Source organism: Kushneria sp. Sum13 (genome assembly GCF_052692355.1).
Map to the genome: position 1 here is coordinate 1,334,008 of NZ_CP199847.1, position 24,309 is coordinate 1,358,316.

The 24,309-nt window shown below is 61.3% G+C and carries 20 protein-coding genes; 11 read left to right on the plus strand and 9 right to left on the minus strand.

Annotation, left to right across the window (positions count from 1 at the left end):
- The first annotated feature begins 1 nt into the window (after window position 1).
- Genes ACUN8C_RS06260 through ACUN8C_RS06270 form a run of 3 tightly spaced genes read left to right on the plus strand, consistent with a single transcriptional unit; the run spans window position 2 to window position 3,324 of the window.
- The gene (locus tag ACUN8C_RS06260) at window positions 2–1,093 is read left to right on the plus strand and encodes a polyamine ABC transporter substrate-binding protein (protein ID WP_445621399.1); all 1,092 of its coding nucleotides are present in this window, start codon (window positions 2–4) and stop codon (window positions 1,091–1,093) included.
- 46 nt (window positions 1,094–1,139) lie between these two features.
- Complete coding sequence (locus tag ACUN8C_RS06265) at window positions 1,140–2,447, plus strand: NAD(P)/FAD-dependent oxidoreductase (protein ID WP_445621400.1); 1,308 nt, start codon at window positions 1,140–1,142, stop codon at window positions 2,445–2,447.
- A gap of 34 nt (window positions 2,448–2,481) precedes the next feature.
- A complete protein-coding gene (locus tag ACUN8C_RS06270; protein WP_445621401.1) occupies window positions 2,482–3,324 on the plus strand; it encodes an EamA family transporter in 843 nt (280 codons plus the stop codon).
- On the opposite strand, the gene ACUN8C_RS06275 is transcribed toward ACUN8C_RS06270, so the two are convergent.
- The 6 genes from ACUN8C_RS06275 to ACUN8C_RS06300 all read right to left on the minus strand — a co-directional run bounded on the left by ACUN8C_RS06275 (window position 3,321) and on the right by ACUN8C_RS06300 (window position 9,692).
- Complete coding sequence (locus ACUN8C_RS06275; protein WP_445621402.1) at window positions 3,321–3,686, minus strand: hypothetical protein; 366 nt, start codon at window positions 3,684–3,686, stop codon at window positions 3,321–3,323. The two genes, ACUN8C_RS06270 and ACUN8C_RS06275, sit on opposite strands and share 4 nt — an antisense overlap.
- Window positions 3,687–3,756: 70 nt before the next feature.
- Entirely contained in the window at window positions 3,757–5,142 is a 1,386-nt protein-coding gene (locus tag ACUN8C_RS06280) for a glutamine synthetase family protein (RefSeq protein ID WP_445621403.1), read from the minus strand.
- Between the two features lie 93 nt (window positions 5,143–5,235).
- Complete coding sequence (locus ACUN8C_RS06285) at window positions 5,236–6,375, minus strand: lycopene cyclase family protein (protein WP_445621404.1); 1,140 nt, start codon at window positions 6,373–6,375, stop codon at window positions 5,236–5,238.
- The gene (locus ACUN8C_RS06290) at window positions 6,362–7,309 is read right to left on the minus strand and encodes a phytoene/squalene synthase family protein (RefSeq protein ID WP_445621405.1); all 948 of its coding nucleotides are present in this window, start codon (window positions 7,307–7,309) and stop codon (window positions 6,362–6,364) included. The genes ACUN8C_RS06285 and ACUN8C_RS06290 overlap by 14 nt, the downstream gene beginning before the upstream one ends.
- The gene (crtI, locus tag ACUN8C_RS06295; RefSeq protein ID WP_445621406.1) at window positions 7,306–8,775 is read right to left on the minus strand and encodes a phytoene desaturase family protein; all 1,470 of its coding nucleotides are present in this window, start codon (window positions 8,773–8,775) and stop codon (window positions 7,306–7,308) included. Before crtI ends, ACUN8C_RS06290 begins: the two co-directional genes overlap by 4 nt.
- Entirely contained in the window at window positions 8,772–9,692 is a 921-nt protein-coding gene (locus ACUN8C_RS06300; RefSeq protein WP_445621407.1) for a polyprenyl synthetase family protein, read from the minus strand. Before ACUN8C_RS06300 ends, crtI begins: the two co-directional genes overlap by 4 nt.
- Window positions 9,693–9,987: 295 nt before the next feature.
- Between ACUN8C_RS06300 and ACUN8C_RS06305 the strand changes: the two genes are divergently transcribed.
- On the plus strand, window positions 9,988–10,686 hold the full coding sequence (locus ACUN8C_RS06305) for an SDR family oxidoreductase (RefSeq protein ID WP_445621408.1): 699 nt from the start codon (window positions 9,988–9,990) through the stop codon (window positions 10,684–10,686).
- 135 nt (window positions 10,687–10,821) lie between these two features.
- On the opposite strand, the gene gatB is transcribed toward ACUN8C_RS06305, so the two are convergent.
- From gatB to gatC, 3 genes are all read right to left on the minus strand, one after another.
- Window positions 10,822–12,276 carry an Asp-tRNA(Asn)/Glu-tRNA(Gln) amidotransferase subunit GatB gene (gene gatB / locus ACUN8C_RS06310; RefSeq protein WP_445621409.1) on the minus strand — a complete coding sequence of 485 codons (1,455 nt, stop codon included), beginning with the start codon at window positions 12,274–12,276 and terminating at the stop codon, window positions 10,822–10,824.
- A gap of 4 nt (window positions 12,277–12,280) precedes the next feature.
- Window positions 12,281–13,732, minus strand: coding sequence for an Asp-tRNA(Asn)/Glu-tRNA(Gln) amidotransferase subunit GatA (gene gatA / locus ACUN8C_RS06315; protein WP_445621410.1), 1,452 nt, complete (start codon window positions 13,730–13,732; stop codon window positions 12,281–12,283).
- A gap of 86 nt (window positions 13,733–13,818) precedes the next feature.
- A complete protein-coding gene (gene gatC / locus ACUN8C_RS06320; protein ID WP_086901930.1) occupies window positions 13,819–14,106 on the minus strand; it encodes an Asp-tRNA(Asn)/Glu-tRNA(Gln) amidotransferase subunit GatC in 288 nt (95 codons plus the stop codon).
- Between the two features lie 222 nt (window positions 14,107–14,328).
- Here gatC and ACUN8C_RS06325 point away from each other — a divergent pair, with 222 nt between their 5' ends.
- The 7 genes from ACUN8C_RS06325 to tldD all read left to right on the plus strand — a co-directional run bounded on the left by ACUN8C_RS06325 (window position 14,329) and on the right by tldD (window position 24,306).
- Complete coding sequence (locus ACUN8C_RS06325; RefSeq protein ID WP_086623148.1) at window positions 14,329–15,366, plus strand: rod shape-determining protein; 1,038 nt, start codon at window positions 14,329–14,331, stop codon at window positions 15,364–15,366.
- 59 nt (window positions 15,367–15,425) lie between these two features.
- The gene (mreC, locus tag ACUN8C_RS06330) at window positions 15,426–16,337 is read left to right on the plus strand and encodes a rod shape-determining protein MreC (RefSeq protein ID WP_445621835.1); all 912 of its coding nucleotides are present in this window, start codon (window positions 15,426–15,428) and stop codon (window positions 16,335–16,337) included.
- On the plus strand, window positions 16,334–16,810 hold the full coding sequence (mreD, locus tag ACUN8C_RS06335; protein WP_108843865.1) for a rod shape-determining protein MreD: 477 nt from the start codon (window positions 16,334–16,336) through the stop codon (window positions 16,808–16,810). Before mreC ends, mreD begins: the two co-directional genes overlap by 4 nt.
- Window positions 16,811–16,894: 84 nt before the next feature.
- Window positions 16,895–17,515 (plus strand): Maf family protein, encoded by a 621-nt coding sequence (locus ACUN8C_RS06340; RefSeq protein ID WP_445621411.1) that lies wholly within the window; start codon window positions 16,895–16,897, stop codon window positions 17,513–17,515.
- Window positions 17,505–18,965 (plus strand): ribonuclease G, encoded by a 1,461-nt coding sequence (gene rng, locus ACUN8C_RS06345; RefSeq protein WP_445621412.1) that lies wholly within the window; start codon window positions 17,505–17,507, stop codon window positions 18,963–18,965. The genes ACUN8C_RS06340 and rng overlap by 11 nt, the downstream gene beginning before the upstream one ends.
- A gap of 2 nt (window positions 18,966–18,967) precedes the next feature.
- Window positions 18,968–22,843 carry a YhdP family phospholipid transporter gene (locus ACUN8C_RS06350; protein WP_445621413.1) on the plus strand — a complete coding sequence of 1,292 codons (3,876 nt, stop codon included), beginning with the start codon at window positions 18,968–18,970 and terminating at the stop codon, window positions 22,841–22,843.
- Window positions 22,843–24,306, plus strand: a complete 1,464-nt coding sequence (gene tldD, locus ACUN8C_RS06355; RefSeq protein WP_445621414.1) for a metalloprotease TldD — start codon at window positions 22,843–22,845, stop codon at window positions 24,304–24,306. The genes ACUN8C_RS06350 and tldD overlap by 1 nt, the downstream gene beginning before the upstream one ends.
- Window positions 24,307–24,309 lie beyond the last annotated feature (3 nt).

Below are 24,309 nucleotides of genomic sequence, written 5' to 3' on the forward strand. Positions count from 1 at the left end.
AATGACACGAGCATGGCGATGGCGCGCCGGTGCGCTGGTGGTGGTGGCGAGCCTGTTGACGGGGGCGAGCCTGCCGGCGGGGGCGGCAGAGAAGCCGGCGCAGACGCTCTATCTTTTCAACTGGACAGAGTACATGCCGCCCGGCGTATTGGAGGACTTTGAGCGCGAGCACAATGTTCATATCGTGCAGAACTTTTTTACCTCCAACGCCGAGATGTTTACCAAGCTGCGCAGCGGCGGCGATGCCCAGTACGATGTGGTGGTGCCGACCGACTACTTCGTGCCACGGCTGATCAAGGCAGATCTTATTCAGCCGCTCGATCATGCGCAGCTGCCGGGGCTTGAACACCTGCTGCCCGAGTTTCAGGATCCTGCCTATGATCCGGGCAATCGCTATAGCGTGCCTTATCAGTGGGGCGTGACCGGCATCGTCTATGACAGCCGGGTACTCGATGACGTGCCGCGCAGCTGGTCGGCGCTGTTTGATCCTGACGTGAACGCAAGGGCGCCCTTTACCCTGCTGGGCGGTGACCCACAGGTCCTGTTCGGCGCCGCCTGCGCCTCGCTGGGCTACGGCTTTGACTGTACGCAAAAGGCGCAGTGGGTAGAGAGCGCGAGGCGCTTGATGGCGACCAAACATCGTCAGAACTTCATTGGCTTTACCGACAGTACCGCCACCATTGATCAGATCGTGCGCGGTGTCAGCGCCATCGGCATGACCTATAACGGCGATCTGGCCTGGCGTCAGGCTGAAGACCCGGAGACCTACGGCCATCTGCGCTTTTTCGTGCCCGAGGAGGGCTCCCAGCGGGGTATCGATACCCTGGTGATTCCGAAGCGGGCGCCGCATCCGGCACTGGCGCAGGCCTTCATTGCCTATACCCTGCGACCTGATGTGGCGGCGCGCATCAGCAACTACACCTTTTACGCCACGCCCAATCAGGCCGCGCTCGATCAGCTTGATGATGCCCTGAAAAAGCCGCCGTCAAGGCTGAGTGACGAGGAGAAGCGCCGACTGGTGTTTGTCCCCCTGATCGACAAGACCCAGCTCGGCACGCTTTCGCAGCTCAACAATGAAATGCGCAGTCGCTAAACCACAACGGCCCGACACCTCGGGCCGTGATGTACGGTAAAACTTCATGACCCAGCCTGATTCTGCATCGACCTGCCGCGACGGCCACGCCCGTTCGCTCTACGCCGCCACCATGCACGCTGCGCCGGACCGACCGGCACTGGTCGGTCATCAGCACGTGGATGTCTGCGTGGTGGGGGCTGGCTTTACCGGCATCTCCAGCGCCCTGCATTTGGCCGAACAGGGCTTTCGCGTGGTGGTACTCGAGGCGCAGCGTGTGGGCTTTGGGGCCAGCGGTCGCAACGGCGGCCAGATCGTCAACAGCTACAGCCGCGACATGGACATGATCGAGGCGCGCTTTGGTGAAACATCGGCTCGGGCGCTCGGCGATATGGCATTCGAAGGCAATCGCATTATCCGCGAGCGTATCGAGCAGTATGCCATTCAGTGCGATCTCAAAAACGGCAACCTCTTTGCTGCCTGCAACGACAGGCAGCTGGCCTCGCTCAAGCACCACAAGACACTGTGGGAGAAGTACGGCCATCAGGAACTGGAGCTGCTGGAAGGCGAGGCCTATCGCCGCGAGATCGGCAGCGCGCGCTATACCGGCGCGCTACTGGATTACTCCGGCGGGCATCTGCATCCGCTCAATCTGGTGCTGGGGCAGGCGGCAGCGTTTGAATCGCTGGGCGGCGTGATTTTCGAGCACTCGCCCATGACGCGTCTTGAGCACGGCGAACGGGTAAAGATTCATACCGCCGGCGGGGTGGTCGAGGCCGATCGCGCTGTCATCGCCGGCAATGCCTATCTGGGCGATATCGTCCCTGAACTGGCCGACCGCTCCATGCCTTGTGGCACGCAGGTGATCGCCACCGAAGTGCTCGATGAGGCTACCGCGAAACGAATTTTGCCTACCGACCGCGCCGTCGAGGACAGCAACTATCTGCTCGACTACTACCGGCTCTCCGCCGAGCGCCGTTTGATCTACGGGGGCGGTGTGACCTACGGTGGGCGCGATCCGGCCAGCATCGAGGGTGCGATTCGACCCAAGCTTTTAAAGACCTTTCCGGAACTCGAGAAAGTAAAGATCGATTACGCCTGGAGCGGCAACTTCCTGCTCACGCTCAACCGGCTGCCGCAGTTCGGCCGTCTCAATCACAATGTCTATTACGCTCAGGGCTACTCGGGCCACGGGGTGACTGCCTCGCATCTGGCTGGACGGCTGGTAGGAGAGATCATCAGGGGCGACAGTGCGCGCTTTGACGCCTTTGCCAATATCCGTCACCTGCCGTTCCCCGGAGGGCGACGCTTTGCCGTGCCGTTTTCCGCCATGGGAGCCTGGTACTACGCGCTGCGCGACCGGTTGGGCATGTGATGGCGACGCCATGTCACACCGGTGGTTCAGGCCGGTGAGCGCACACGTTTTTGCCATTGTCCTGTGCGCTGCCGCACTGCACGCCGGCTGGAACGCGCTGGTGCGCGTGGGGCTTGATCGGCTGCTGGCGGTCACGCTGATCCAGGTGGGTGCGGGCATTCTGGCGCTGGTCATGCTGCCCACCGTCAGCGTTCCTGTTGCAGCGGCCTGGCCCTGGCTTCTGCTCTCGGCCGTTTTGCATGTGGGCTATAACGTGTTTCTGGCGCGGGCCTATGCCAGCGGCGATTTCGGGCAGGTATATCCCATCGCGCGAGGGTCAGCACCCTTGATTGTGGCGCTGGTCGGGCTGATGGTACTGGGGGATCAGCCCTCACTGACCGGCTATGTTGGAGTAATGCTGCTGACAGGCGGTATCTGGTGGATGGCCGTGCGCGGCGCCGGCAGCACAAATCTGCCGCGCGCCGGACTGACCAGTGCCCTCGTGACGTCTGCCTTCATCGCCTCCTATACGCTCAGTGACGGGCTGGGTGCCCGTGCCAACCATGATGCCATTGGCTATGTGTTCTGGCTTTTTGCGCTCAATGGGCTGTGCATGGGGCTTTTACTATGGGCCATGCGCGGGCGTCAGACGCTGGCGGCCATTGCGGGGCATTACCGTGTCGGGCTGTTGGGTGGGGCAATGTCGATGGCCGCCTACGGAGCGACCATCTGGGCGATGAGTCAGGCGCCGATCGCACTGGTGGCGGCGCTGCGTGAATCCAGCGTGCTGTTCGCGCTCGCGATTTCGGCGCTCTTTCTGGGCGAGCGCCTGAGCCGTCAGCGGCTGGTGGCCGGGGTGATCATTCTGTGCGGAGTGGCATTGCTGCGGCTGGGCTAAAAGCGTTGCCTGAAGGCGCGGATAAGCATGGGGAAGACGACAAGACAAAGCCAGGCACTGGCGAGAAACAGAAGCGACCATGCCAGCAGAAATCCGATACCCACGACAAACAGCGGCTCGATCGGCAGCAACGTCATTGCAAAAAGGATCTGCCCGGTGAGACAGCCGGCATGGAGAGCCGATAGGGGACCGGACGTCACAAGTGCTGACACGGCGCCGGCCAGCACCAGGGCCACGCTGTAGTACAGGCCGCCATCCCAGGGTTCCGTGTAGCCACTCATCAACGGTGACAGCGCCCAGATCGCGGCGCCTGTCGTCATGGCGACCGAGAAGGACAGCACGCTTGAGCGAATCATGCGCATTTAAACCTCATTGGCATTTTCTCGCCCCTGCACGCGCGGTGGGCAGGGGCGGCCGATGGCCGATCAATGCCTAGACCAGACGCAGATACCAGTCATATTCCAGTGCGCTGACGGTGCGCTGCGCCAGGGCGCGCTCGGCCTGACGATTGGCATAGTAGATATGCTGAAAGCCACGCCCTAGCCGCTCGCCAAGCACATCACTTTCCATCCACAGCTCCAGTGCCACGCCCCAGGAATCGGGCAGGGTGGCGTCAAGCTGGGTATAGGCGTTGCCCTCGATCGGCTGCGGCGGTGTCAGCTGTTCATCAAGCCCGTGGGCCATGGATGCCAGCAGCACCGCACACAGCAGATAGACATTGACGTCTGCACCGGCCACACGATGCTCCAGGCGCGTGGCAGCCGTCGGGCCGGAAGGGATGCGTACCGCCACCGAGCGATTATCCAGCCCCCAGGAGGGCGTCATGGGCACGTAAAGCCCGGGCTGGAAGCGACGAAAGGCGTTGAGGTTGGGCGCACAGACGGCCATCGATTCAGGCATCAGCGCCAGCACCCCGGCAATCGCTTGATGCAGTGCTGCACTGCCCATGGGATTTTTATCCTCGGCGGCAAACACGTTGCGGCCCTGCTCATCCAGCAGGCTGATATGCACATGGGTGCCGCTGCCGGCTTCATTGCCCCACGGTTTGGCCATGAAGGTCGCCTCGAACCCCTGCTGCTGCGCCACGCCCTTGATGGCACGCTTTAACATCACGGCGTCATCACAGGCGCGCAGCGCATCACTGCGGTGGCGCAGGTTGATCTCGAACTGCCCCGGCGCGCACTCCTTGAGCGCCGTATCCAGCGGCAGACCCTGCTGGGCGCAGGCCTCGTGGATGGCATCAATAAAATCGGCGTATTCATCTAGTTCACTGATCGAGTAGAGCTGGCTTGAGCGTGCGCGCTCACCGGTCAGCGGCGAGCGTGGCGGCTGAGGCTGGCCGCGGTCGTTGCGCTCGGCATCCAGCAGATAGAACTCCTGCTCGATGGCAATCACCGGCGTCAGCCCCTGACGGGTAAAGCCCTCAAGCACCCGCGCCAGCACCTGGCGCGGGTCGGCATGCCAGCCGCTGCCGTCGGGTTCCATCATCGTCATCAAAAGCTGCGCGGTGGGCGCGCGCTGATGCCAGGAGACCGGCACCAGCGTGCCGGGAATCGGCAGGCAGGCACGATCGCCATCACCGCTGTCGAGTCCGAGTCCCGTTTCTTCAACGGTGTTGCCGGTGATGTCGAGGGCAAAGATGGAAGCCGGCAGATTGACGCCGCTGCTATAGGCCTCTTCAAGGCTTGAGCGCGGAATGCGCTTGCCGCGAAAGACGCCATTGAGGTCGCTGATCAATACATCGATCTGGGTGATTTCGGGATGGGTTTCCAGAAACTGGAACGCTTCAAGGGCGCCAGCGGTGGGGCGGTCGGTCATGATCAAGCGGCTCGGAAGGGACTGGGAATATCAGGTGATACTACGCAAGCGAGGCAGGAATTGCAGCGCCGCTCTGAGCGGATTCAGGATAAATCATGCCCGCTCAGGCAGGGCACAGCGCAACGTACTCCCGATCAGCGGCGCCCAGGGAAGAGCGTTCATCACCGATAAAGTGTCGCGCACGCTGGGGACACCGCTCAAAAAGCGAATCAGCCGGTCGGTAGGGGCTTTCTCAAACAGCAGGCGGTAGAATTCGGGGGCGCGTTCAGGGTGACGTGCCAGCGTGCTCATAAAGATGCGATCCAGCTGCGGCAGTATCCGCCCGGGTCGTGCGCCCACCGGCGGCTGGCCGGCAAGTAGCGCTTTGGCACATTGATCGGCCCAGCGCTGGATGGCGTGAAAGGCGTAGCCGGTAGCGGCGCGCATGGCGCCGCCGTAGGCACCCGTCACGACCATCGAGCGGCCATTGGCGCGTGTCGGCGGGGCCATGGGCAGCGTACCGGTTTCACGACGAAGGGCCTGCCAGTGTCCCCTGCCAAAGCGCTCGTTGAGGTGAGCTTCAAGCCTCTGCTCAAGGGTGGTCGGGCTGGTCGGCGGGCGGCCAAAGCGCGTCCATTCAAACAGGGCCTGATCCGGGCCGTAGGGCAGCACATAGAGAAAATCGATGCCGTCCTGCGGATTCTCACCGACGCGAAAATCCATCAGTTCGGCGTGCCTGGGCATCCTGTCAGCCTGCACGTTAATGCCGGCAAAGTCCTGCCATAGCCAGGGGGACGCCAGCGGCTTCGGGTGAGGGCGGGTATCCACGCCAAAGCGGGCCTGAACCGTCTCGCCGTTATCCAGCGTCACGATCACGCCTTCCTCACGATCCTCGACGTCGAGTGCGCGCGCCTGAACCCTTGAGATGGACGAATGGTCATCAATGGCGGTCAGCGTACGCGTGTAAAAGCGCTCGGCTTCGAGCATTTCATAGGGGTAGCGCCGACTTTCAACGGTGGTGCTGGCCTGAGCAGTGTGCAGCGTCAAGGTATGCCAGCGCGCACGCACATCGCCCTGAAAGGGATGAGCGGTGACCGGCCAGCCACACCATGTGCGGTCATTGGTGTACTCAATGCGCGGGTCGATGATCAGTGTGCGCGGCGCATCGTCATGCTGAGCCAGTCGATAGGCAAGACTCAGCCCGGCGCAGCCGCCGCCGAGAATCACGAGATCAAACGGCTCAGCCCTGTTCATGCATTTCCGGGCCGTGGGCGCCGGGCAGGTCGGCAATATGGCGATGAAGTTCGGCGTCATGGGCATCAAGCCTGCTGCCCACAATGGCGCCACGGCCGCTCAGTCGGCGCGTGGCCAGCCACACCTTGCCGGTCAGCGGCACATGCACGCGGCCCTGCCACCAGGCCAGCCTTTCTCGACGCAGGCGAAAGCCAATGGCGCGATAGACATCGGCGGCAACCGCAATGGCACGTCGGTTCTTGCCCGGGATGCGATCAAAACCATCGGCGGCACTGGCATAGTAGGCCTCGGCTCGGGTCAATAGCCGGTCTATGGCGTGGGCAATCCGCTCACGTTGATCACTGTCGGCGCGAGCGATTTCCTCGGGCGTTAACTGATCGATCCAGTCGGCCGGCAGGTAGCGACGCCCCATGTCGGCGTCTTCTCGCACATCGCGGGCGATATTGGTCATCTGCATGGCCAGACCCAGATCAATGCCGTGAGGGATGGCACTGTCATCGGCGCCCACCACCGGGCACATCAAAACGCCCACGGCCCCGGCCACGCCATAGCAGTAGCGCATCAGCTCACGCTCATTCTGAATCAGGGCCGGGCGCTCGACATCGCTGATCAGGGCGTCAATTAGCGCCACGGCCGCACGGGTATCGAGTCCGCGCCGCGTTTGAAGATCGATCAGCACATGAGTGAGCGGGTCATGACCACTGCCGGCCAAAAGCTCGCGACGAACGGTCATCAGACGCGCATGGGCACTTTCGTTTTCGGCCTCGGTGGGCATGTCCTGATCGGCCAGGTCGTCCAGCTCGCGACAGACCATGTATAGAAGCGCCGCATCGTGGGCGTCGTCACGCTCCATGAAGTAGCTGGCAAAGCGAAACGACTTGCCGTGTCGCGCCAGAATGGCTTCGGCACTGGCGTGCTGGGCAGCCTGCGTCATGCGTCGGCGCCCGGCAGCAGGTGATCCACCACTTTGGCGCTGGACAGCACGCCCGGCAGGCCCGCCCCCGGATGCGTGCCGGCGCCGGTCAGATACAGGTTTTCCAGCACTTCGCTCTTGTTGTGAAAGCGAAACCACGCCGACTGGCGGAAAATGGGCGCAATCGAAAAGCCGGTGCCATGCATCGACAGATAGCGCTCGCTGAAGTCCTTCGGGGTCATGTGAAAACGGGTGACGATCGATTCGCGAAAGCCCGGCATCGTGGTGCGATCGAGCGCATCGATGATGGCATCGCCGAGCTTGTCGCCTTCGCGTGACCAGTCCACGTCGCCCTGCAGGTTCGGCACCGGGGCGAGAATGTAGAAGGAATCACAGCCGGGCGGTGCAAAGGAGGGGTCGGTCGCGGTCGGGCGATGGGCGTAGAGCGAGAAGTCGTTGGCCAGTACGCGGTGTTCGAAAATATCTTCCAGCAGTTCGCGATAGCGCTGTCCCATCCAGATGGTGTGGTGCTCGGTCTGGGGAAACTGCCGGTTGGTACCGACATAGAGTACGAAAAGGCCCATCGAATATTTGGCGCCGGCCAGCTTGAGTTTCGCGCTGGTCGAGACCTGGTCCACCATGTTGGTATACAGATGCGCCGCATCGGCGTTGCTGATGACCACGTTGGCCGGCAGCTTCTCACCGCTTTCAAGTTCCACGCCGTTGGCACGCCCATGCTCGCTCAGGATGCGCTTGATGGTGGTGCCGGTCTCGATGGTGATGCCCACATCGCGCATCAGCTTTTCCAGCGCCGCCACCAGCGCGCCGGTACCGCCCATGGGAAAGTGCACGCCCCACTTGCGCTCAAGCCAGGGGATCAGGCCGTAGATGCTGGTCGTGCGAAAAGGATTGCCGCCCACCAGCAGCGGTGGAATCGAAAAGGCCTGACGCAGGCTGTCATCCTCGATGTGGGCACAGACCATCTGCCATACCGATCGATAGCTTTTCAGTCGCAAAAGGGCCGGAATCTGCGCGGCCATGGTGGAGAACTGATGAAAGGGGCGGTCGGCAAGCTGTTCGAAGCCGATCTCGAAGATCTCCTTCGAGGTTTTCAGAAGGTTCTGATAGCCCTGAACGTCGCGCTCGTTGAAGCGGCGAATGCTGGCAAGCGTTGCCGACATGTCAGTGCCGTAATCAAAGGTGCGCCCGTCCTGGAAATAAAACTGATACCAGATGTCGAGCGCGACCATCTCGACATAGTCTTCCAGCCGCTTGCCGAAAAGCGCGAAGAGCTCCTCGAACATGAAGGGCGCGGTGATGACCGTGGGGCCGGCATCAAAGCGAAAGCCCTGATCGGTAAAGACCTGGGCCCGTCCGCCCAGCGACGCGCATCGCTCGATCAGCGTGACGTCATAACCCTTTTTACGTGCCCGCAGGGCGGCAGCCATGCCGCCAAAACCGCCGCCGATGACCAGTGCCTGGCTCATGAGCGCTCACCCGTCACGCTCATCAGCTTCTCCTCGAGTCGATGGGCTTCTTCAATCAGCGCCTGGCCACTGCCTTCGGGCAGGGTGCTCGCCAGATGGCGGGTACGGCTCAGGTGGTGGCGGCCGTAATCCAGCGCCGAAGCCATGGGGGCGCTATCCCCACGGCTGCCCAACGCGTGAAGCATGTTGCAGGCCCCTTGCTGTTGATCGGTCATGTCGCTGTCAAAATCCTCGATATCGTCAATGAGCTGGTAGATCGTGGCAAACGTCAGGGCCGCCTGTCGCGCATTGTCGAGCGCGCCATCATGGCCGGTCAGCAGCAAGGGTGCCTCAAGCGCCAGGGCAAAGAGCGGGCCGGACTTGCCGCAGGCGGCCTGACTGCACTGCTCGAAGTCGGGCTCGGGTGTCATTGCCAGGCTGAAGCACTCGGCCTGACCATAAATGGTGGTTTGCACATGATGGTGCACGCAGGACAGCAGGGCCGGCAGCCTTGACGCATGAGTAGAAAGCCCTGCCATCAGGCCATAGGCCGCCGAGATGAACAGATCCCCCAGACAGATGGCCACCCCTTCGTTCCAGACATTCCAGACGCTTTTCTGGCCGCGACGCATGCTGTCATGATCGAGCACGTCATCGTGGATGAGCGAGGCGTTGTGCAAAAGCTCGCTGATGCAGGCACAGATCAGCGCGGACTCATGGGGCAGCCCCAGGGCCCGGCCGGTGTGATAGCCCAGGCGGGCACGCAGATAGCCGCCCGCCACGGCAAGGTGGTGGTTGATGGCCTCACGAATCATGCCCTGCCGGCCCTCATTTTTGAGTGCCTGTGTCAGAGTGGCGTAAATGTCGTGATTGAGAGAGGCGTACGGGGAGTCCTCTACGGGCTGCCGTTCGACGATCGGAGACGTCAGGCCGGTCATGAATTTCTCCTTGTCTGACGCGCGATTGCGGCCGACATCCATTGTTATGGTCACCTGACGGTTCGAAGACCAGCGTCAGGTCATTGATTGATTCAAGGCAATAAAAAGGGTGACTCCAGGATAGCTGAAAAGCACAGTGGCTGTCATGGTCGTCGTTCATGGTCGTCGGGCAGCCTTCAGTTTGCAGCGCATGGCCGGCACCGTGCCTGGGTGGCGCAGGCGGAGCCGACTTGCCAGGCTCAGTGCACATCAATGATGGTCGGGTCACGTGGATCCGGGCGCACAGGAGACAGCAATGGCCAACCCAACGCTTTTGATTACAGGTGCATCGACCGGGATCGGTGAAGCCAGCGCCCGCCATGCGGCGCAGGCCGGCTATAACATCGCACTGGCCGCGCGCAGTACCAAACGTCTTGAAACGCTGGCCGAAACGCTTGAGCAGGAATACGGCGTACAGGCGGCTGCTTTTACCTGCAATGTGCAGTCCTGGGAGGCGCAGGAACAGCTGGTGGCTGCGGTGGTCGAGCGTTTCGGGACGCTGGACGCTGTCTTTGCCAATGCCGGTCGTGGTCTTGAAGGGCGCGGCTACAGCGGCAGCGACCCGGAAGAGTGGCGCGAGGTGCTTTTGACCAACGTGCTGGGGCCAGCGCTGACGGTCCGCGCGGCCATGGCCGAGCTTAAAAAAAGCCGGGGGCATGTGCTGATCACGGGGTCCGTTGCCGGGCGCCGTGTCATGCCGGGTTCCTTTTACGGCGCCACCAAAAGCGCTGTGCAAAGCATGGCCTATAACCTGCGCGAGGAAGTGAAGGGCAGTGGCATACGTGTCACGCTGATCGAGCCGGGTGTGGTGGATACGCCCTTTTTCGATGAGCCTCAGGACAATGCCCTGACGCCGGATGACATTGCCCGATCCGTGATTTTTGCACTGACCCAGCCCAGACACGTGGAAGTGCATGACCTGTGCATTCTGCCAACCCCACCGATCGAGGAATAATTTCCTGTTCGAATGGCACTGGGGATGCGGTGGCAAAATTCCCGTAAAACAGGGCGCACGAAACAGGACGCATAAAGAGTGGACATTAAAAAGGGGCGCCAGAAGGCGCCCCTTTTGGTGGCTGACAGTCCGGTGTTACAGCAGGGCGTCGAGCTTTTCCGTGAGCATGGCGTTGACCTGCGGCGGGTTGGCCGTGCCGCGGGAGGCCTTCATGACCTGGCCGACAAAAAAGCCGATCATCTTGCCGCGCTTGTCCTCACTGGCTTCGCGGTACTGGGTGACCTGTACCGGGTTATCGGCAATCACCTGATCACACAGGGATTCGATGGCACCGGTATCGGTAACCTGCCTGAGGCCGCGGGACTCGATGATGTCGTCAGCCGTTTCGCCCTTGCACTCCCACAGATCCGCAAAGACCTGCTTGGCCGCCTTGCCGTTGATGGTGTCATCGCTGATGCGCAGCAAAAGGCCACCCAGCTGCTCGGCGCTGACCGGGCTTTCGGTAATGTCCAGGCCGTCACGATTGAGTCGACCCAACAGGTCGCCCTGAACCCAGTTGGCGGCCAGCTTGGCATCGCCGCAGTGTTGTTGAACGGCTTCGAAATATTCGGCCAGCGCTCGCGAGCCTGTCATGACGTCCGCATCGTAGGTCGAAAGGCCGAGCGATTCGACAAAGCGCTGACGCTTTTCGCTCGGCAGTTCCGGCAGCAGCGAACGCTGATGTTCGATATAGGCCTCATCGAGCATCAGGGGCAGCAGGTCAGGGCAGGGGAAGTAACGGTAGTCGTTGGCTTCCTCCTTGGTCCGCATCGAGCGGGTTTCATCCAGATCCGGGTTGTAGAGCCGGGTTTCCTGAACGACGACGCCACCGTCTTCGAGAATCTCGCTCTGACGCTCGATCTCGAACGCAATGGCGCGCTCGACGAAGCGAAAGGAGTTGACGTTTTTGATCTCGGCACGGGTGCCCAGCTTTTCCTGGCCCTTCGGGCGCAGAGAGACGTTGACGTCGCAGCGCATCGAGCCTTCAGCCATGTTGCCATCCGAGATGCCCAGATAGGTCACGATGGCGTGAATGGCGCGAATATAGGCCGACGCTTCCTCGGCACTATGCATGTCAGGCTCGGAAACAATCTCCAGAAGCGGCGTGCCGGCCCGGTTCAGGTCGATGCCGGTCATGCCGCTGTAGTCTTCGTGCAGCGACTTGCCGGCATCTTCTTCCAGATGGGCATGATGGATGCGCACGGTCTTGACCGTACCGTCGCCCAGGGTGATGTCGACTTCGCCGCGGCCGACCACCGGATGGGCCATCTGGCTGGTCTGATAGCCCTTGGGCAGGTCCGGATAGAAATAGTTCTTGCGCTCGAACACCGAGTATTCGGGAATCTCGGCGTTGATGGCCAGGCCAAAGCGTACCGCCATGGCGACAGCATTTTCGTTGAGCACAGGCAGCGTGCCCGGCAGTCCGAGGTCGATACCACAGGCCTGGGTGTTGGGCTCGGCGCCGAAGGCGGTCGAGGCGCCGGAAAAGATTTTCGAGCAGGTCGAAAGCTGCACGTGGACTTCAAGCCCGATCACGACTTCCCACTGCATGTTGTTACTCCTTGATCTCGGGCCGGCGCTGATGCCAGTCCGTGGCCTGCTGAAAGACGTGCGCCACGTTAAGAAGGTGGGCTTCACCGAAATGCGGTCCCAGAATCTGAAGACCGACCGGGCGATTGTCGACCAGACCGGCAGGTACGCTGATACCCGGGATGCCGGCCAGGTTGATGGCGATGGTGTAGATATCCTGCAGATACATCTGCACCGGGTCGGCCCTGGACCCCAGCTCAAACGCCGTCGTCGGCGCAGCCGGTCCCATGAGCACATCCACACGGGCAAAGGCGTCGAGGAAGTCCTGACGGATCAGGCGGCGAATCTGCTGTGCCTTGCGGTAGTAGGCATCGAAAAAGCCTTCGGAGAGGGTGTGTGTGCCGATCAGGATGCGGCGCTTGACCTCGTCCCCGAAGCCTTCGGCGCGGGTACGCTTGTAGAGGTCTTCGAGATCGACCGGGTCTTCGCAGCGGTGCCCAAAGCGCACGCCATCATAGCGTGACAGGTTCGCGGAGGCCTCGGCCGGGGCAATGACGTAGTAGGCCGGAATCGCCATGCTGGTATGCGGCAGGCTGACATCGATGACCTGGGCACCCAGGGATTCATAGACCCGAACCGCTTCGCGCACTGCTGTCTCGACTTCGGGCGCCAGACCTTCACCGAAGTATTCAACCGGCAGACCGATCTTGAGGCCGTTGAGCGGCTTGTCCAGCCCCAGGGTGTAATCGGGCACGTTGCGTGACACGCTGGTGGAGTCACGCGCGTCATGACCGGCCATGGCATTCATCAGCATCGCACAGTCTTCGGCCGTACGGGCCATGGGACCTGCCTGATCAAGACTCGAGGCGTAGGCGATCATGCCGTAGCGCGAGACACGCCCGTAGGTCGGCTTGAGACCGGTAATGCCGCAAAAGGCCGCCGGCTGACGGATTGAACCGCCGGTATCGGTGCCCAGTGCTGCCGGAACGAGGCCGGCGGCGACGGCTGCTGCACTGCCGCCCGATGAGCCACCGGGGACCAGTGTCGGGTTCCAGGGGTTTTTGACCGGGCCGTAATAGCTGTTTTCGTTGGACGAGCCCATGGCGAACTCGTCCATGTTGGTCTTGCCAAGGCTGACCGTACCGGCGTGGCGAAGCTTTTCCACCACGGTAGCGTTGTAGGGGGCGATGAAGTTGTCCAGCATCTTCGAGCCGGCACTGGTGCGTACGCCCTCAGTGCAGAAAATGTCCTTGTAGGCCAGTGGCAGGCCGCTGAGAATGCCGGCCTCGCCCTTGTGACGCAGGGCATCGGCAGCCTCGGCCTCCTTGAGGGCCTGCTCGCCGGTGACAGTGATAAAGCTGTTAAGTGCGGGGTCATGGCGCTTGATGCGCTCAAGCAGCGAACTCGTCAGTTCACGACTGGAAAAGTCACCGGCAGCCAGGCCGCGGGCCAGTTCGGCAAGTGTCTTGTCATGCATGTGGGCTTGTTACTCCTTGGCTGCCCGTGGTTGGGGCAGTGTCTCTGATCTGTCGCATGTCAGGCCGCTCAGGGGGCGTCAGTCAATCACTCAACCACGCGCGGCACCAGATAAAGGCCATCTGCCGTGGCCGGGGCGATCTTCTGGAAGGTGTCGCGGCGGTCGGCTTCGATTGCCTCGTCGGCGCGCAGTGGCTGGGTGGCATCCAGCGGGTGAGACAGCGGTGCGACACCGTCGGTGTCGATCTCGGAAAGCCGGTCTACCATCTCGAGAATGCGAGACAGATCATCGACATAGCGTTCCGCCTGGGCATCACTCACGCCCAGACGGGCCAGATGCGCTGCGCGCAGAACATTGGCGTGTTCAATAGCCATGGCGGTTCTACCTTTGAACAATGCAGGGTTGAATTGCAAAAGCGTGACGTCCGACTTCTGATCGGGCTGCATAAAACCAACAAAAAGAAGGGAGGCCACATTGTAGGAAGAAGGTATCATAAGCAGCGACAGCATGGCAGGCGGGCTGCTTGCCGCATCATGACGGCGATGATACCGTTTGCATCCGCACAAGTTCCGGTCTGGCCCAGGTGAAAGACTTTCATGTTTAAACGTTTACGGGGGTTGTTTTCCAGTGATCTGTCGATCGATCTGGGAACGGCCAATACTCTGATTTATGTACGTGGTCGCGGTATCGTGCTTGATGAACCCTCGGTCGTGGCCATTCGCCAGTCCGGCAGCATGAGAAGCGTGGCCGCTGTTGGCCTTGATGCCAAACGGATGCTGGGGCGTACGCCCGGCAACATCACGGCCATTCGTCCGATGAAGGACGGCGTCATCGCCGACTTCACCGTCACCGAACAGATGCTGCAATATTTTATTCGAAAGGTGCATCAAAGCACCTTTTTGACGCCCAGCCCTCGCGTGCTGGTGTGCGTTCCCTGCATGTCAACGCAGGTCGAGCGCCGCGCCATCAAGGAGTCTGCCGAAGGCGCGGGCGCCCGTGAAGTCTTTCTGATCGAGGAGCCGATGGCGGCTGCCATCGGCGCCGGCCTGCCGGTCGAAGAGGCGACCGGTTCAATGGTGGTCGATATCGGTGGCGGTACTACCGAAATTGCGATCATTTCGCTGTCCGGCGTGGTCTACTCCGAATCCGTGCGTGTGGGCGGTGACCGATTTGACGAAGCCATCACGGCCTATGTGCGTCGCCATTACGGCAGCCTGATCGGCGAGGCCACGGCCGAGCGCATCAAGGAAGAGATCGGCTGTGCCTGGCCCGGTGGTGAATTGCGTGAAATCGATGTCCGGGGGCGTAACCTCGCCGAAGGCGTTCCGCGCAGCTTCACCCTGAACTCCAACGAGATTCTTGACGCCCTGCAGGAGCCGCTTGCCTCGATCGTGGCCGTGGTCAAGAGCGCGCTGGAGCAGTCGCCGCCCGAGCTGGCCTCTGATATCGCCGACCGCGGTCTGGTCATTACCGGCGGTGGCGGTCTCCTGCGTGATATCGACAAGCTGATTGCCGAAGAGACCGGTCTGCCGGTCATCATCGCCGAAGACCCGCTGACCTGTGTGGCGCGCGGCGGTGGCAAGGCGCTTGAAATGATCGATCAGCACACCTTCGAACTGCTGTCTACCGACTAAAGTCAGCGGCAGCCGGCGCACCTTGCGTCGGCTGCATATGGTTCGCGGGAGGAAGGCCTATCAAACCGCTTTTTTCGCACGGTCCCATTCCCGGCTACCGAATGATCCTGTGCGTCATTCTGGCGTCTTTTCTGATGTTTGCCGATCAGCGCATGAGCTGGATGGAAGATGTCCGTGCCCAGATTTCAACCGTTGTCGCGCCCGTTCAATGGATCGTCAGTCTGCCTGCCCGTGGCCTGAGTCTGGCCTCGCTTGCATTGAGCGATCAGACCCGGCTGGTCAATGAAAATCGCCGCCTTCGCGAGCGGCTTTTGACCCTGTCACAGCGCGTCCAGCGCATGGCCAGTCTTTCCGAAGACAACGTTCGGCTACGTGAGCTTTTAAAGGCGACGCCGCGCCAGGAGATTCCCTGGATTACGGCCGGGCTTCTGACGCTGGACAATGACCCCTTTCTGCAGCAGATGATCATTGACCGTGGTCAGCAAAGCGGAGTGTACAGCGGTCAGCCCGTGGTGGATTCGGCAGGCCTGGTCGGTCAGGTCATTTCGGTGTCACGCTACTCGAGCCGTGTGCTCCTGATTACCGATGCCAGCCATTCGGTGCCCGTCCAGATCAATCGTAACGGCCTGCGCTTCATTGCTCGTGGCGCCGGCCAGCCCGGTCGCCTGACGCTGGATAACGTGCCCAATAACACCGATATTCGCGAGGGTGACCTGCTGGTGACTTCGGGACTGACCGGTCGTTTTCCCGAGGGCTATCCGGTGGCACGCGTCAGTAAGATTGTGCGCAACGCAGGCACGCCCTTTGCCAGTGTGGAAGTGCTCCCCATTGCTCAGCTCGACCGCAGCCGCAACTTTCTACTGCTGTTTACCCATGACCGGCTCAAGCCCAAAAGTCATCAGTTGAGTCAGGAGGCCGTGGATGCGGCCCTTCAGGTGGTGCGTCCCGGTCGTCAGGAGGCGCGCCAATGAGAGGCTATTCGGCAGTCATTCCACTGTCCTTTCTGTGCGCCCTGATTCTGCAGGTCATGCCCCTGCCCGAAGAGTGGCTGCTGTGGCGACCCAACTGGGTCGGTCTGGTGCTGATCTACTGGTGCATCATCACGCCGTATCGCGTGGGCGTTTTCCACGGCTTTTTGATCGGCATGCTGATTGATCTGCTGCAGGGAACGCCGCTGGGAGAAAATGCCCTGCTGTATGCCACCATCGCCTTTTTGACGCTGCTGCTGTATCAGCGCATGCGGATCTATGCCCTCTGGCGACAGGCCATGCTGGTCACGATCGTGCTGGCCCTGATGCAGCTTTTCGAACAGTGGCTGCGGGCCATTCTTCTGAGCTCGCCCCTGCATCTCGAGTTTGTCTACGCAGCGCTTCTGGGTGGCATACTATGGCCCTGGCTGTTTACCCTGATGCAGGTCGTACGCCGACGCTTTGCTTCCTTTTGATTCTCCGTTCGCTGTTGCCGGAATTGTTGCGGTTCGGTGAGTCAGGACGCCCTTGCAGCCTCCTTTTTCGGATACTCCATACGCATGCCATCGCCTGATCTGATCCTTGCCTCGGCGTCTCCCCGGCGCCTTGAACTGCTGTCGACCATCGGCGTGTCAGCGCGTGCCTGTCCGGTAGATCTGGATGAAACGCCACGTCCTGATGAGCCGGCCTTGGAATATGTGGTACGTCTGGCCCGTGAAAAGGCACTTGCCGGCCAGCAGGTGCTTGCCACGTCGCTGCCCATACTGGGCGGGGATACGGCCCTGTCGCTGGATGGACAGATTCTGGGCAAGCCGGAAAGTGATGATCAGGCCCGGGCATGGTTTCGCTGCCTGGCCGGACGCTCGCATCAGGTCATCAGTGCCGTGGCCGTGACGGGTCCGGCCGGGCTTCTGGAAGCCTGCGTCATCAGCGATGTTCATTTTCGCTTGATGGCAGAAAGCGAGATCAACGCTTATGTTGCCAGTGGAGAAGGGCGCGACAAGGCGGGTGGTTACGCACTACAGGGCGCCGGGGCAATGTTTGTCTCGCGCATCGAGGGGAGCTGGTCGGGTATTGTTGGTCTGCCGCTGTGTGAAACGGCGCAGCTGCTCTCCCGGCAGGGCGTGACGCCGTGGCTTGCCAGTCAGGAAGGTGAACAGGAGGGGCGTTGTGAACGGTGAAATCCTGATCAACATGACGCCCATGGAAACCCGTGTGGCCGTGGTTGAAAATGGCGTGCTGCAGGAGGCCTGGATCGAACGCGACCAGTGCCGGGGCATCGTCAGCAATATCTACATGGGCAAGGTTGTGCGTGTCCTGCCGGGCATGCAGGCGGCCTTTGTCGATATCGGCCAGAGTCGCACCGCCTTTATTCATGCCCATGAACTGATGCCGGCCGGCCATTCCGGGCAGGAAGCTGCGCCGATCCGAACCCTGGTACATGAAGGGCAGGCGCTGGTGGTTCAGGTCATCAAGGACCCCATGGGAACCAAGGGGGCTCGGCTGACCACCCAGCTTTCCATCCCTTCGCGCTATCTGGTGTATATGCCAGGGGCCGCGCATACCGGCGTCTCCCAGCGCATCGAGGATGAGACAGAGCGCGGGCGCCTTCGGGATATGGTCAATGCTCAGGCCGGTACCCGAGACGGGCTGGTCGGCGGTTTTATCATCCGCACGGCGGCTGAAGGGGTCGATGAACAGTCGCTGGCCGCCGACATGCAGTTTCTGCTCAGGCTGTGGCGCAAGATTGAAGTGGCGCGACGTGAAACGAAGGCGCCGGCGGTACTCTATGAGGATCTGGCGCTCCCGACCCGCACGCTTCGTGATGTCATGCGTGAGGGTATCGAGCGGATCCGGATCGACTCGCGGGAAAACCATGATCGCCTGTGTGATTTCGCTCGGGAGCTGATGCCGGCGCTGGAATCACACATCGAATATTACCCGGGCGAGCGGCCCATTTTCGATCTCTTTTCGGTCGAGGATGAGCTGCAAAGGGCACTGGAGCGGCGCGCTGATCTCAAGTCCGGCGGGTATCTGATCATTGATCAGACCGAGGCCATGACCACCATTGACGTCAATACCGGCGCCTTTGTAGGGCATCGTAATCTTGAAGAGACCATTTTCAAGACCAATCTGGAGGCGGCCACGGCGATTGCCCGACAGCTTCGGCTGCGCAACCTGGGTGGCATCATCATTATCGATTTCATCGATATGATCGACAGTGACCATCAGCGGCAGGTGCTGAGAGTGCTGGAAAAAGCACTCGAGCGCGATTATGCCCGTACCCGGCTTTCAGGGGTGACTGAACTGGGGCTCGTTCAGATGACGCGCAAGCGCACCCGGGAGAGTCTGGAACATGTGCTCTGCGAGGCGTGCCCCGTCTGCAAGGGGCGCGGCACCCTCAAGACACCGGAGACGGTCTGCTATGAGATCTTTCGCGAAATCATGCGCGAGGAGCGAGCCTATTCACCGGAAACCTATCTGGTCATGGCCGCTCAGAGCGTGGTAGACAGACTGCATGAAGAGGAATCAACGGCGGTGGCGGACCTGGAAAGCTTTATCGGCAAGACCATCCGCTTTCAGGTGGAACAGCACTATTGTCAGGAGCAGTACGACATCGTACTGATGTGATCATGTCTTCGCTGCGAATCCTGATGCGCTGGCTGCTGACTCTGGTGGCCATCATGATGCTGCTACTGGCGGTAGTGACCACCTCGCTGCGACTGGGCGTGCTCAATCAGCCGGCCCTCCAGCAGCAGGTGCTCGAATGGCTGGACCTGCCTGCGCAGTATCATGTGCGCTGGCAGGACATGCGCGTCGAGCTTGAAGGTCGCGATCTGGTCGTGGCGCTGAACAATCTTGCCCTGAACGGTGACCAGGGGACGCGCTCACTGGTGTCGCTGGGTTCACTCGAGGCGCACCTTGATGTGCTTGATCTACTGGCCGGGCAGACGCTGACGCTGTCCTCTCTTCATGCCGATGACGCCACGGTCGATCTTTATGAGACCGCGCCGGGCCAGTGGGGATGGGGACCTTCATCAAGGGATAACGATGATGGCCCTGTCGATATCACGCCCGAGCGCCTGACGACCTGGGTGGAGACACTGGTGCGCCAGTCGGCTGACCTTGAAGGCGGTCGAATCAATTTCCATACCCTCGAGCTCGAGCGCCCTGCAGGTGATCAGCCCATCGACAGCGCCCCTGCCAGGCACCCCTCGCTTTTGATTGACCGGCTCGCCATTGCCGGCACCAATAACGGCTCGCATACGCTGGCAGCCTCGGCACGCTGGGAAGACGCTGATAACGAAGGCTTTGGTCTGGCGGGCCGGTTTGATGACCTCTCGTCTCTCAACGGAGAACTCCAGCTCAAGGCCGATGCCGAGCAGACCCGTCGTCTGGTTCATCTATGGCATGGGCTCTGGCCGAATTACGCTTTAGAAAGCGCTCGTGGGCAGGCCTCCCTCTGGGCGGGCTGGCACAAGGGCAACATGACATCAGCCCGGCTGTCGCTGGGGGTGGCGGAGCTCTCTGGCAGTCATCATGGGACGCCCTTTACCCTTGATGACATGACACTGGAAGCCGGCCTCGCACAGGGTGCGAACAAGCGCTGGCACGGCAGCATCGAACAGCTCGGACTCTCGCGTGACGGTCAGGCGCTGACCCTGCTGCCCGAGGCAGCCATGCTCGAGGCCTCGGAAGACTTTTCCGATTTCAGCGTTATAACCACACCTTTTGCGCTTGACGATGTGACGACCATATCGGATCTCGTGCCGCTGCCGGATAGCGAAAGTCGCCGGATGCTTTCCGGGATGGCGCTCAAGGGACGCGTGGAAGGGGCTTCCATTCGCCGCACTGCAGGTGGTCCCATTGAAACACGCGCAGCGCTTCGAGACGTTTCGGGTCAGCCGGTGCAGCAGATTCCCGGGTTCGGTCCGGTTGATGGCTGGCTAACGGCGCAAGGGCTGGACGTTCGGATGCAGTTTGGCGCGGCGCATACCGTGTTGAACCTGCCAAGGGTCTTTTTAACGCCCTGGGCGCTTGAAAATGTCAGCGGACAGCTTTCCTTTAAAGTCAGCGATGATGGCGAGATTCACTTTGGTGGCAGCGACATCAAACTGGAGCATCGCGGTGCCCAAGCCCAGGGTGACTTTGCTTTGACGGCGCCGCCGGGCAAGCCGGAGCGCTTTGACATGAACGTCGCCTTCAACGATGTTTCGACCGAAAAACCCCGTGAGTGGCTGCCCGTCAACGCCATCGACGACCCCGAAGTGCGTGTCTGGCTGAACAAGCGCATTCATCGCGCCGACATCCCCGAAGGCAATGTGGCGCTTCGGCTGGTGTTCAATGATGACCAGCCCCGGGCACCCGATGAAGACAAGGTCAAACTGTCGATCAAGGCGCGCAATGTCAGCATGACCTGGCAAAAAGGCTGGCCGCCGGTCACGGGGCTCGATGGTCGTTTCACGATGGCCGGCAACAATTTCGATGCCGACATTACCCATGCCAACCTGATGGGGATGGTGTCACGCGGCGCAAAGGCGGCGCTTCACGATCAGAAGTTTACGCTTTCGGCGCTGGTGACCGGTGATGCCGGCAATCTGCTGTCACTTTTGCAAAAGGCGCCGCTGGAGGATCCATCCCTGAGCGAGACGCTCAATACCTGGCGCACGAGCGGAAGTCTGATCGGTTCGGTCAATGTGTCCCTGCCTACCACTGACCCGGAGGCGGTCAGGATTGATGGCGATGCGCTGCTGGACAGCGGCACGCTGTACTCGAAGGAGTCGGATCTGACCGTCACCGATGTGAAGGGCAAGGCCCATTACGGTTACCGGCGTCAGCAAAGCAGCATCACCGGGACACTGGATGCGCGGGTCTTTGAAGGGCCGGTTCGGGCACGGTTACACCTGATGGACGGCGGCATCGATATTTCCGGTCATGGCTACGCAGAAGGGGTTGCCGGCTGGCTGGGTCTTGAAAACATTATTCCCATTGTTCATGGCCCGATCGACTATACGGCGCAGATCGCACTGGGCGACGGCGGTGCGCAGATCCACGTTCAGACTCCATTGAAGGGGCTCTCACTGCAGTTGCCTCAGCCGTTTCAGAAATCACCCGAGACGACCCTGCCGCTGACGCTGGACGTTGATGTCGGCAGTGGCGCCGGTGAGCTGCGCGCCGGTGATCTGGTGCGCGCTCGCTGGCGTCATAACAGCCATCAGGGGCAGGTCTGGCTGGAACAGATGCCGCCCGAGAATACCGGCTGGCCCGACCAGGAGCACTGGCAGGTCAACTGGCATGCGGATCGGCTGGATCTGGTGGCCTGGCAGCTGGCGATTTCGCAGCTGTCTGACACGGCCGATGATAATAGCCGCCGTCGGCGTCCGGATGCGCCGTCGCAGAAAATCTCGCCCATTGAGCGCATCTCGGTGGATACCGACTGCGTCCTGTTTGGGGTCACCTGCCTGGGTAGCGCCCGCGGGCTGGGACAGGTTCGCGGTAACGACTGGCATGCCAGCGTGGACAGCTCCTTTTTGAACGGTACGGCCGACTGGCGCGACAATCCGGATCTGCCGGTCATTGTGCATATCGACTGGCTGGATCTGACGCCGCTGATGACAGAGGTCAGGCGTAGCAGCGAGACGGCCGGCGGCAAGGCTGCAGACAAATCGCTGACGGCCTATCCGGAAGGACTGGCAAGTCTCGGCGATGGCGAATTCGATATTGATCAGGTACGACTCGACGGACGGACGCTGGGAGGGCTGTCGGGTCGCTGGCACTCCGATGACAAGCGCATCGATATATCGCCCCTGCAGGTTCGCATGAGTGATCTGGATGCCAACGGAAAGCTGGTATGGGAGCGGGCCGGCAGCCTTCCAAGCCTTAGTCGCCTGCGCCTTGAAGCCACGGCCGGCGATCTGGGCAAAACCATGGCATCGCTTGGGGTTGAAAACGTACTACAGACCGATAGCGGCAGGCTCGATACGCAGCTGGCCTGGCCGGGCGCGCCCTGGCAGTTCGATATTGAAAAAGCCAATGGCAGCGTCAATGCCGATCTGGGCAGCGGGCGATTGACCTTCGTACAGTCGCGCTGGGCCAATCTGGTGTCACTGCTGAATCTGGATAACCTGGTGCGACGACTTCAGCTCAATTTCTCGGATGTGACTCGCTCAGGGGTTGCCTTCAAGTCGGTCAATGCTCGTACAACGCTGCATGATGGCGTGGTCCGTACGGTTGAGCCCGTACTCTTTGACGGCTCTGCCACCCATTTTTCAGTGGCTGGACAGGTCGATATACCGGCACGTACGCTGGATGCCCACCTGGGCGTGACCGTGCCGGTGACCCAGAATCTGCCGCTGGCCGCCGTACTGGTGGGCGCCCCTCAGGTGGGCGGTGTGCTTTATCTATTACACAAGCTGTTCGAGCCCTGGTTCGACCGGGTGTCGCAGGTTCATTATCACGTGGCGGGTCCCTGGGAGACGCCACAGGTCAAGCTGGAGCATACGCGCTGATGACAACGCACTCCCTTTCGGACATTCGATCGAACGATGCTCGTGCTCTACTGCTTGAAGCACACGGGCTCGATGATACCGCCCTTCATGAAGGCCTTGAAAAGGCCATGGGGCCTGGCATCGATTTTGCCGATATTTTTTTGCAGCGCAGCTGGCGCGAGTCCTGGGCGCTGGAAGATGGTGAGGTCAAGGATGCTGCCTACAGCATCGACAGCGGGCTGGGCATTCGGGCGCAGCACCATGAGCAGACCGGTTTTGCCTACTCCAATCAGCTGAGTCGTGAGGCCATCGCCAGTACGGCGCGGACCGCGTCACTGATCGTGCGTGCCGGCCAGCGCACGCCGCCGGTTGCCGTCAGTGCACCGGTATCAGTGGCTCCGCGCTATGGCAGTGATAACCCGCTCGATTCGCTGGGCGCCGACGACAAGGTGGCCATGCTCAAGCACGCCGACCGGATTGCACGCGCAGCGGACCCGGCCGTCGCCCGGGTCAGCGTCTCATTGAGCGCCTCCTATGATGCCGTCATGGTGCAAAACAGTGACGGGACTCAGGCGGTGGATCTGCGCCCGCTGGTACGCTTTAACGTGTCGGTCATTGCTGCTCGTGATGGGCGGCGTGAACGGGGCAGTGCCGGTGGCGGTGGTCGTTTTTCGTTGACACGGTTCGTGCGTGATGACGTCGCCGAGCAGTATGCCAAAGAAGCCGTTCGTCAGGCGCTGGTCAATCTGGAAGCCATCGATGCGCCGGCCGGGCAGCTGCCGGTGGTACTGGGCAACGGCTGGCCGGGTGTGCTGCTGCATGAAGCGGTAGGGCATGGCCTTGAGGGCGATTTCAATCGACGCGGCAGCTCGGCCTTCAGCGGCCGTATTGGAGAACAGGTGGCTGCCCGCGGCGTGACCGTGGTGGATGATGCCACCTGTGAAGACGGTCGTGGGTCGCTGAGCGTGGACGATGAAGGCACGCCCGGCCAGTACACGCCGCTGATTGAAGACGGTATCCTGACCGGTTACATGCAGGACCGGCTCAATGCGCGACTGATGGGCATGGCGCCGACCGGCAACGGACGGCGTGAGTCCTACGCGCATCTACCCATGCCCCGCATGACCAATACCTATATGCTCCCCGGCGCGCATGACCCCGAGGAGATCATTGCCTCGGTGGATCACGGCATCTACGCCGCAAGCTTTGGCGGCGGGCAGGTCGATATTACCTCGGGCCGTTTTGTTTTCTCGGCAAGTGAGGCCTATCTGATCGAAAAGGGCAGGATTACCACCCCGGTACGTGGCGCCACGCTGATCGGTAACGGCCCGGAATCCATGGGGCGTATCTCGATGATCGGCAATGATCTGGCGCTGGATACCGGCGTCGGGGTGTGCGGCAAGGAAGGGCAATCCGTGCCGGTAGGCGTTGGACAGCCCACTCTGAAACTTGATGCCATGACGATCGGCGGCACTGCCGGTTAAAGC

Bases quoted from the DNA above. Each gene is read 5' to 3' on its own strand.
- ACUN8C_RS06260 (WP_445621399.1), top strand. From the start codon at position 2: ATGACACGAGCATGGCGATGGCGCGCCGGTGCGCTGGTGGTGGTGGCG.
- ACUN8C_RS06265 (WP_445621400.1), top strand. From the start codon at position 1,140: ATGACCCAGCCTGATTCTGCATCGACCTGCCGCGACGGCCACGCCCGT.
- ACUN8C_RS06275 (WP_445621402.1), bottom strand. From the start codon at position 3,686: ATGCGCATGATTCGCTCAAGCGTGCTGTCCTTCTCGGTCGCCATGACG.
- ACUN8C_RS06280 (WP_445621403.1), bottom strand. From the start codon at position 5,142: ATGACCGACCGCCCCACCGCTGGCGCCCTTGAAGCGTTCCAGTTTCTG.
- ACUN8C_RS06285 (WP_445621404.1), bottom strand. From the start codon at position 6,375: ATGAACAGGGCTGAGCCGTTTGATCTCGTGATTCTCGGCGGCGGCTGC.
- ACUN8C_RS06290 (WP_445621405.1), bottom strand. From the start codon at position 7,309: ATGACGCAGGCTGCCCAGCACGCCAGTGCCGAAGCCATTCTGGCGCGA.
- crtI (WP_445621406.1), bottom strand. From the start codon at position 8,775: ATGAGCCAGGCACTGGTCATCGGCGGCGGTTTTGGCGGCATGGCTGCC.
- ACUN8C_RS06300 (WP_445621407.1), bottom strand. From the start codon at position 9,692: ATGACCGGCCTGACGTCTCCGATCGTCGAACGGCAGCCCGTAGAGGAC.
- ACUN8C_RS06305 (WP_445621408.1), top strand. From the start codon at position 9,988: ATGGCCAACCCAACGCTTTTGATTACAGGTGCATCGACCGGGATCGGT.
- gatB (WP_445621409.1), bottom strand. From the start codon at position 12,276: ATGCAGTGGGAAGTCGTGATCGGGCTTGAAGTCCACGTGCAGCTTTCG.
- gatA (WP_445621410.1), bottom strand. From the start codon at position 13,732: ATGCATGACAAGACACTTGCCGAACTGGCCCGCGGCCTGGCTGCCGGT.
- gatC (WP_086901930.1), bottom strand. From the start codon at position 14,106: ATGGCTATTGAACACGCCAATGTTCTGCGCGCAGCGCATCTGGCCCGT.
- ACUN8C_RS06325 (WP_086623148.1), top strand. From the start codon at position 14,329: ATGTTTAAACGTTTACGGGGGTTGTTTTCCAGTGATCTGTCGATCGAT.
- mreD (WP_108843865.1), top strand. From the start codon at position 16,334: ATGAGAGGCTATTCGGCAGTCATTCCACTGTCCTTTCTGTGCGCCCTG.
- ACUN8C_RS06340 (WP_445621411.1), top strand. From the start codon at position 16,895: ATGCCATCGCCTGATCTGATCCTTGCCTCGGCGTCTCCCCGGCGCCTT.
- ACUN8C_RS06350 (WP_445621413.1), top strand. From the start codon at position 18,968: ATGTCTTCGCTGCGAATCCTGATGCGCTGGCTGCTGACTCTGGTGGCC.
- tldD (WP_445621414.1), top strand. From the start codon at position 22,843: ATGACAACGCACTCCCTTTCGGACATTCGATCGAACGATGCTCGTGCT.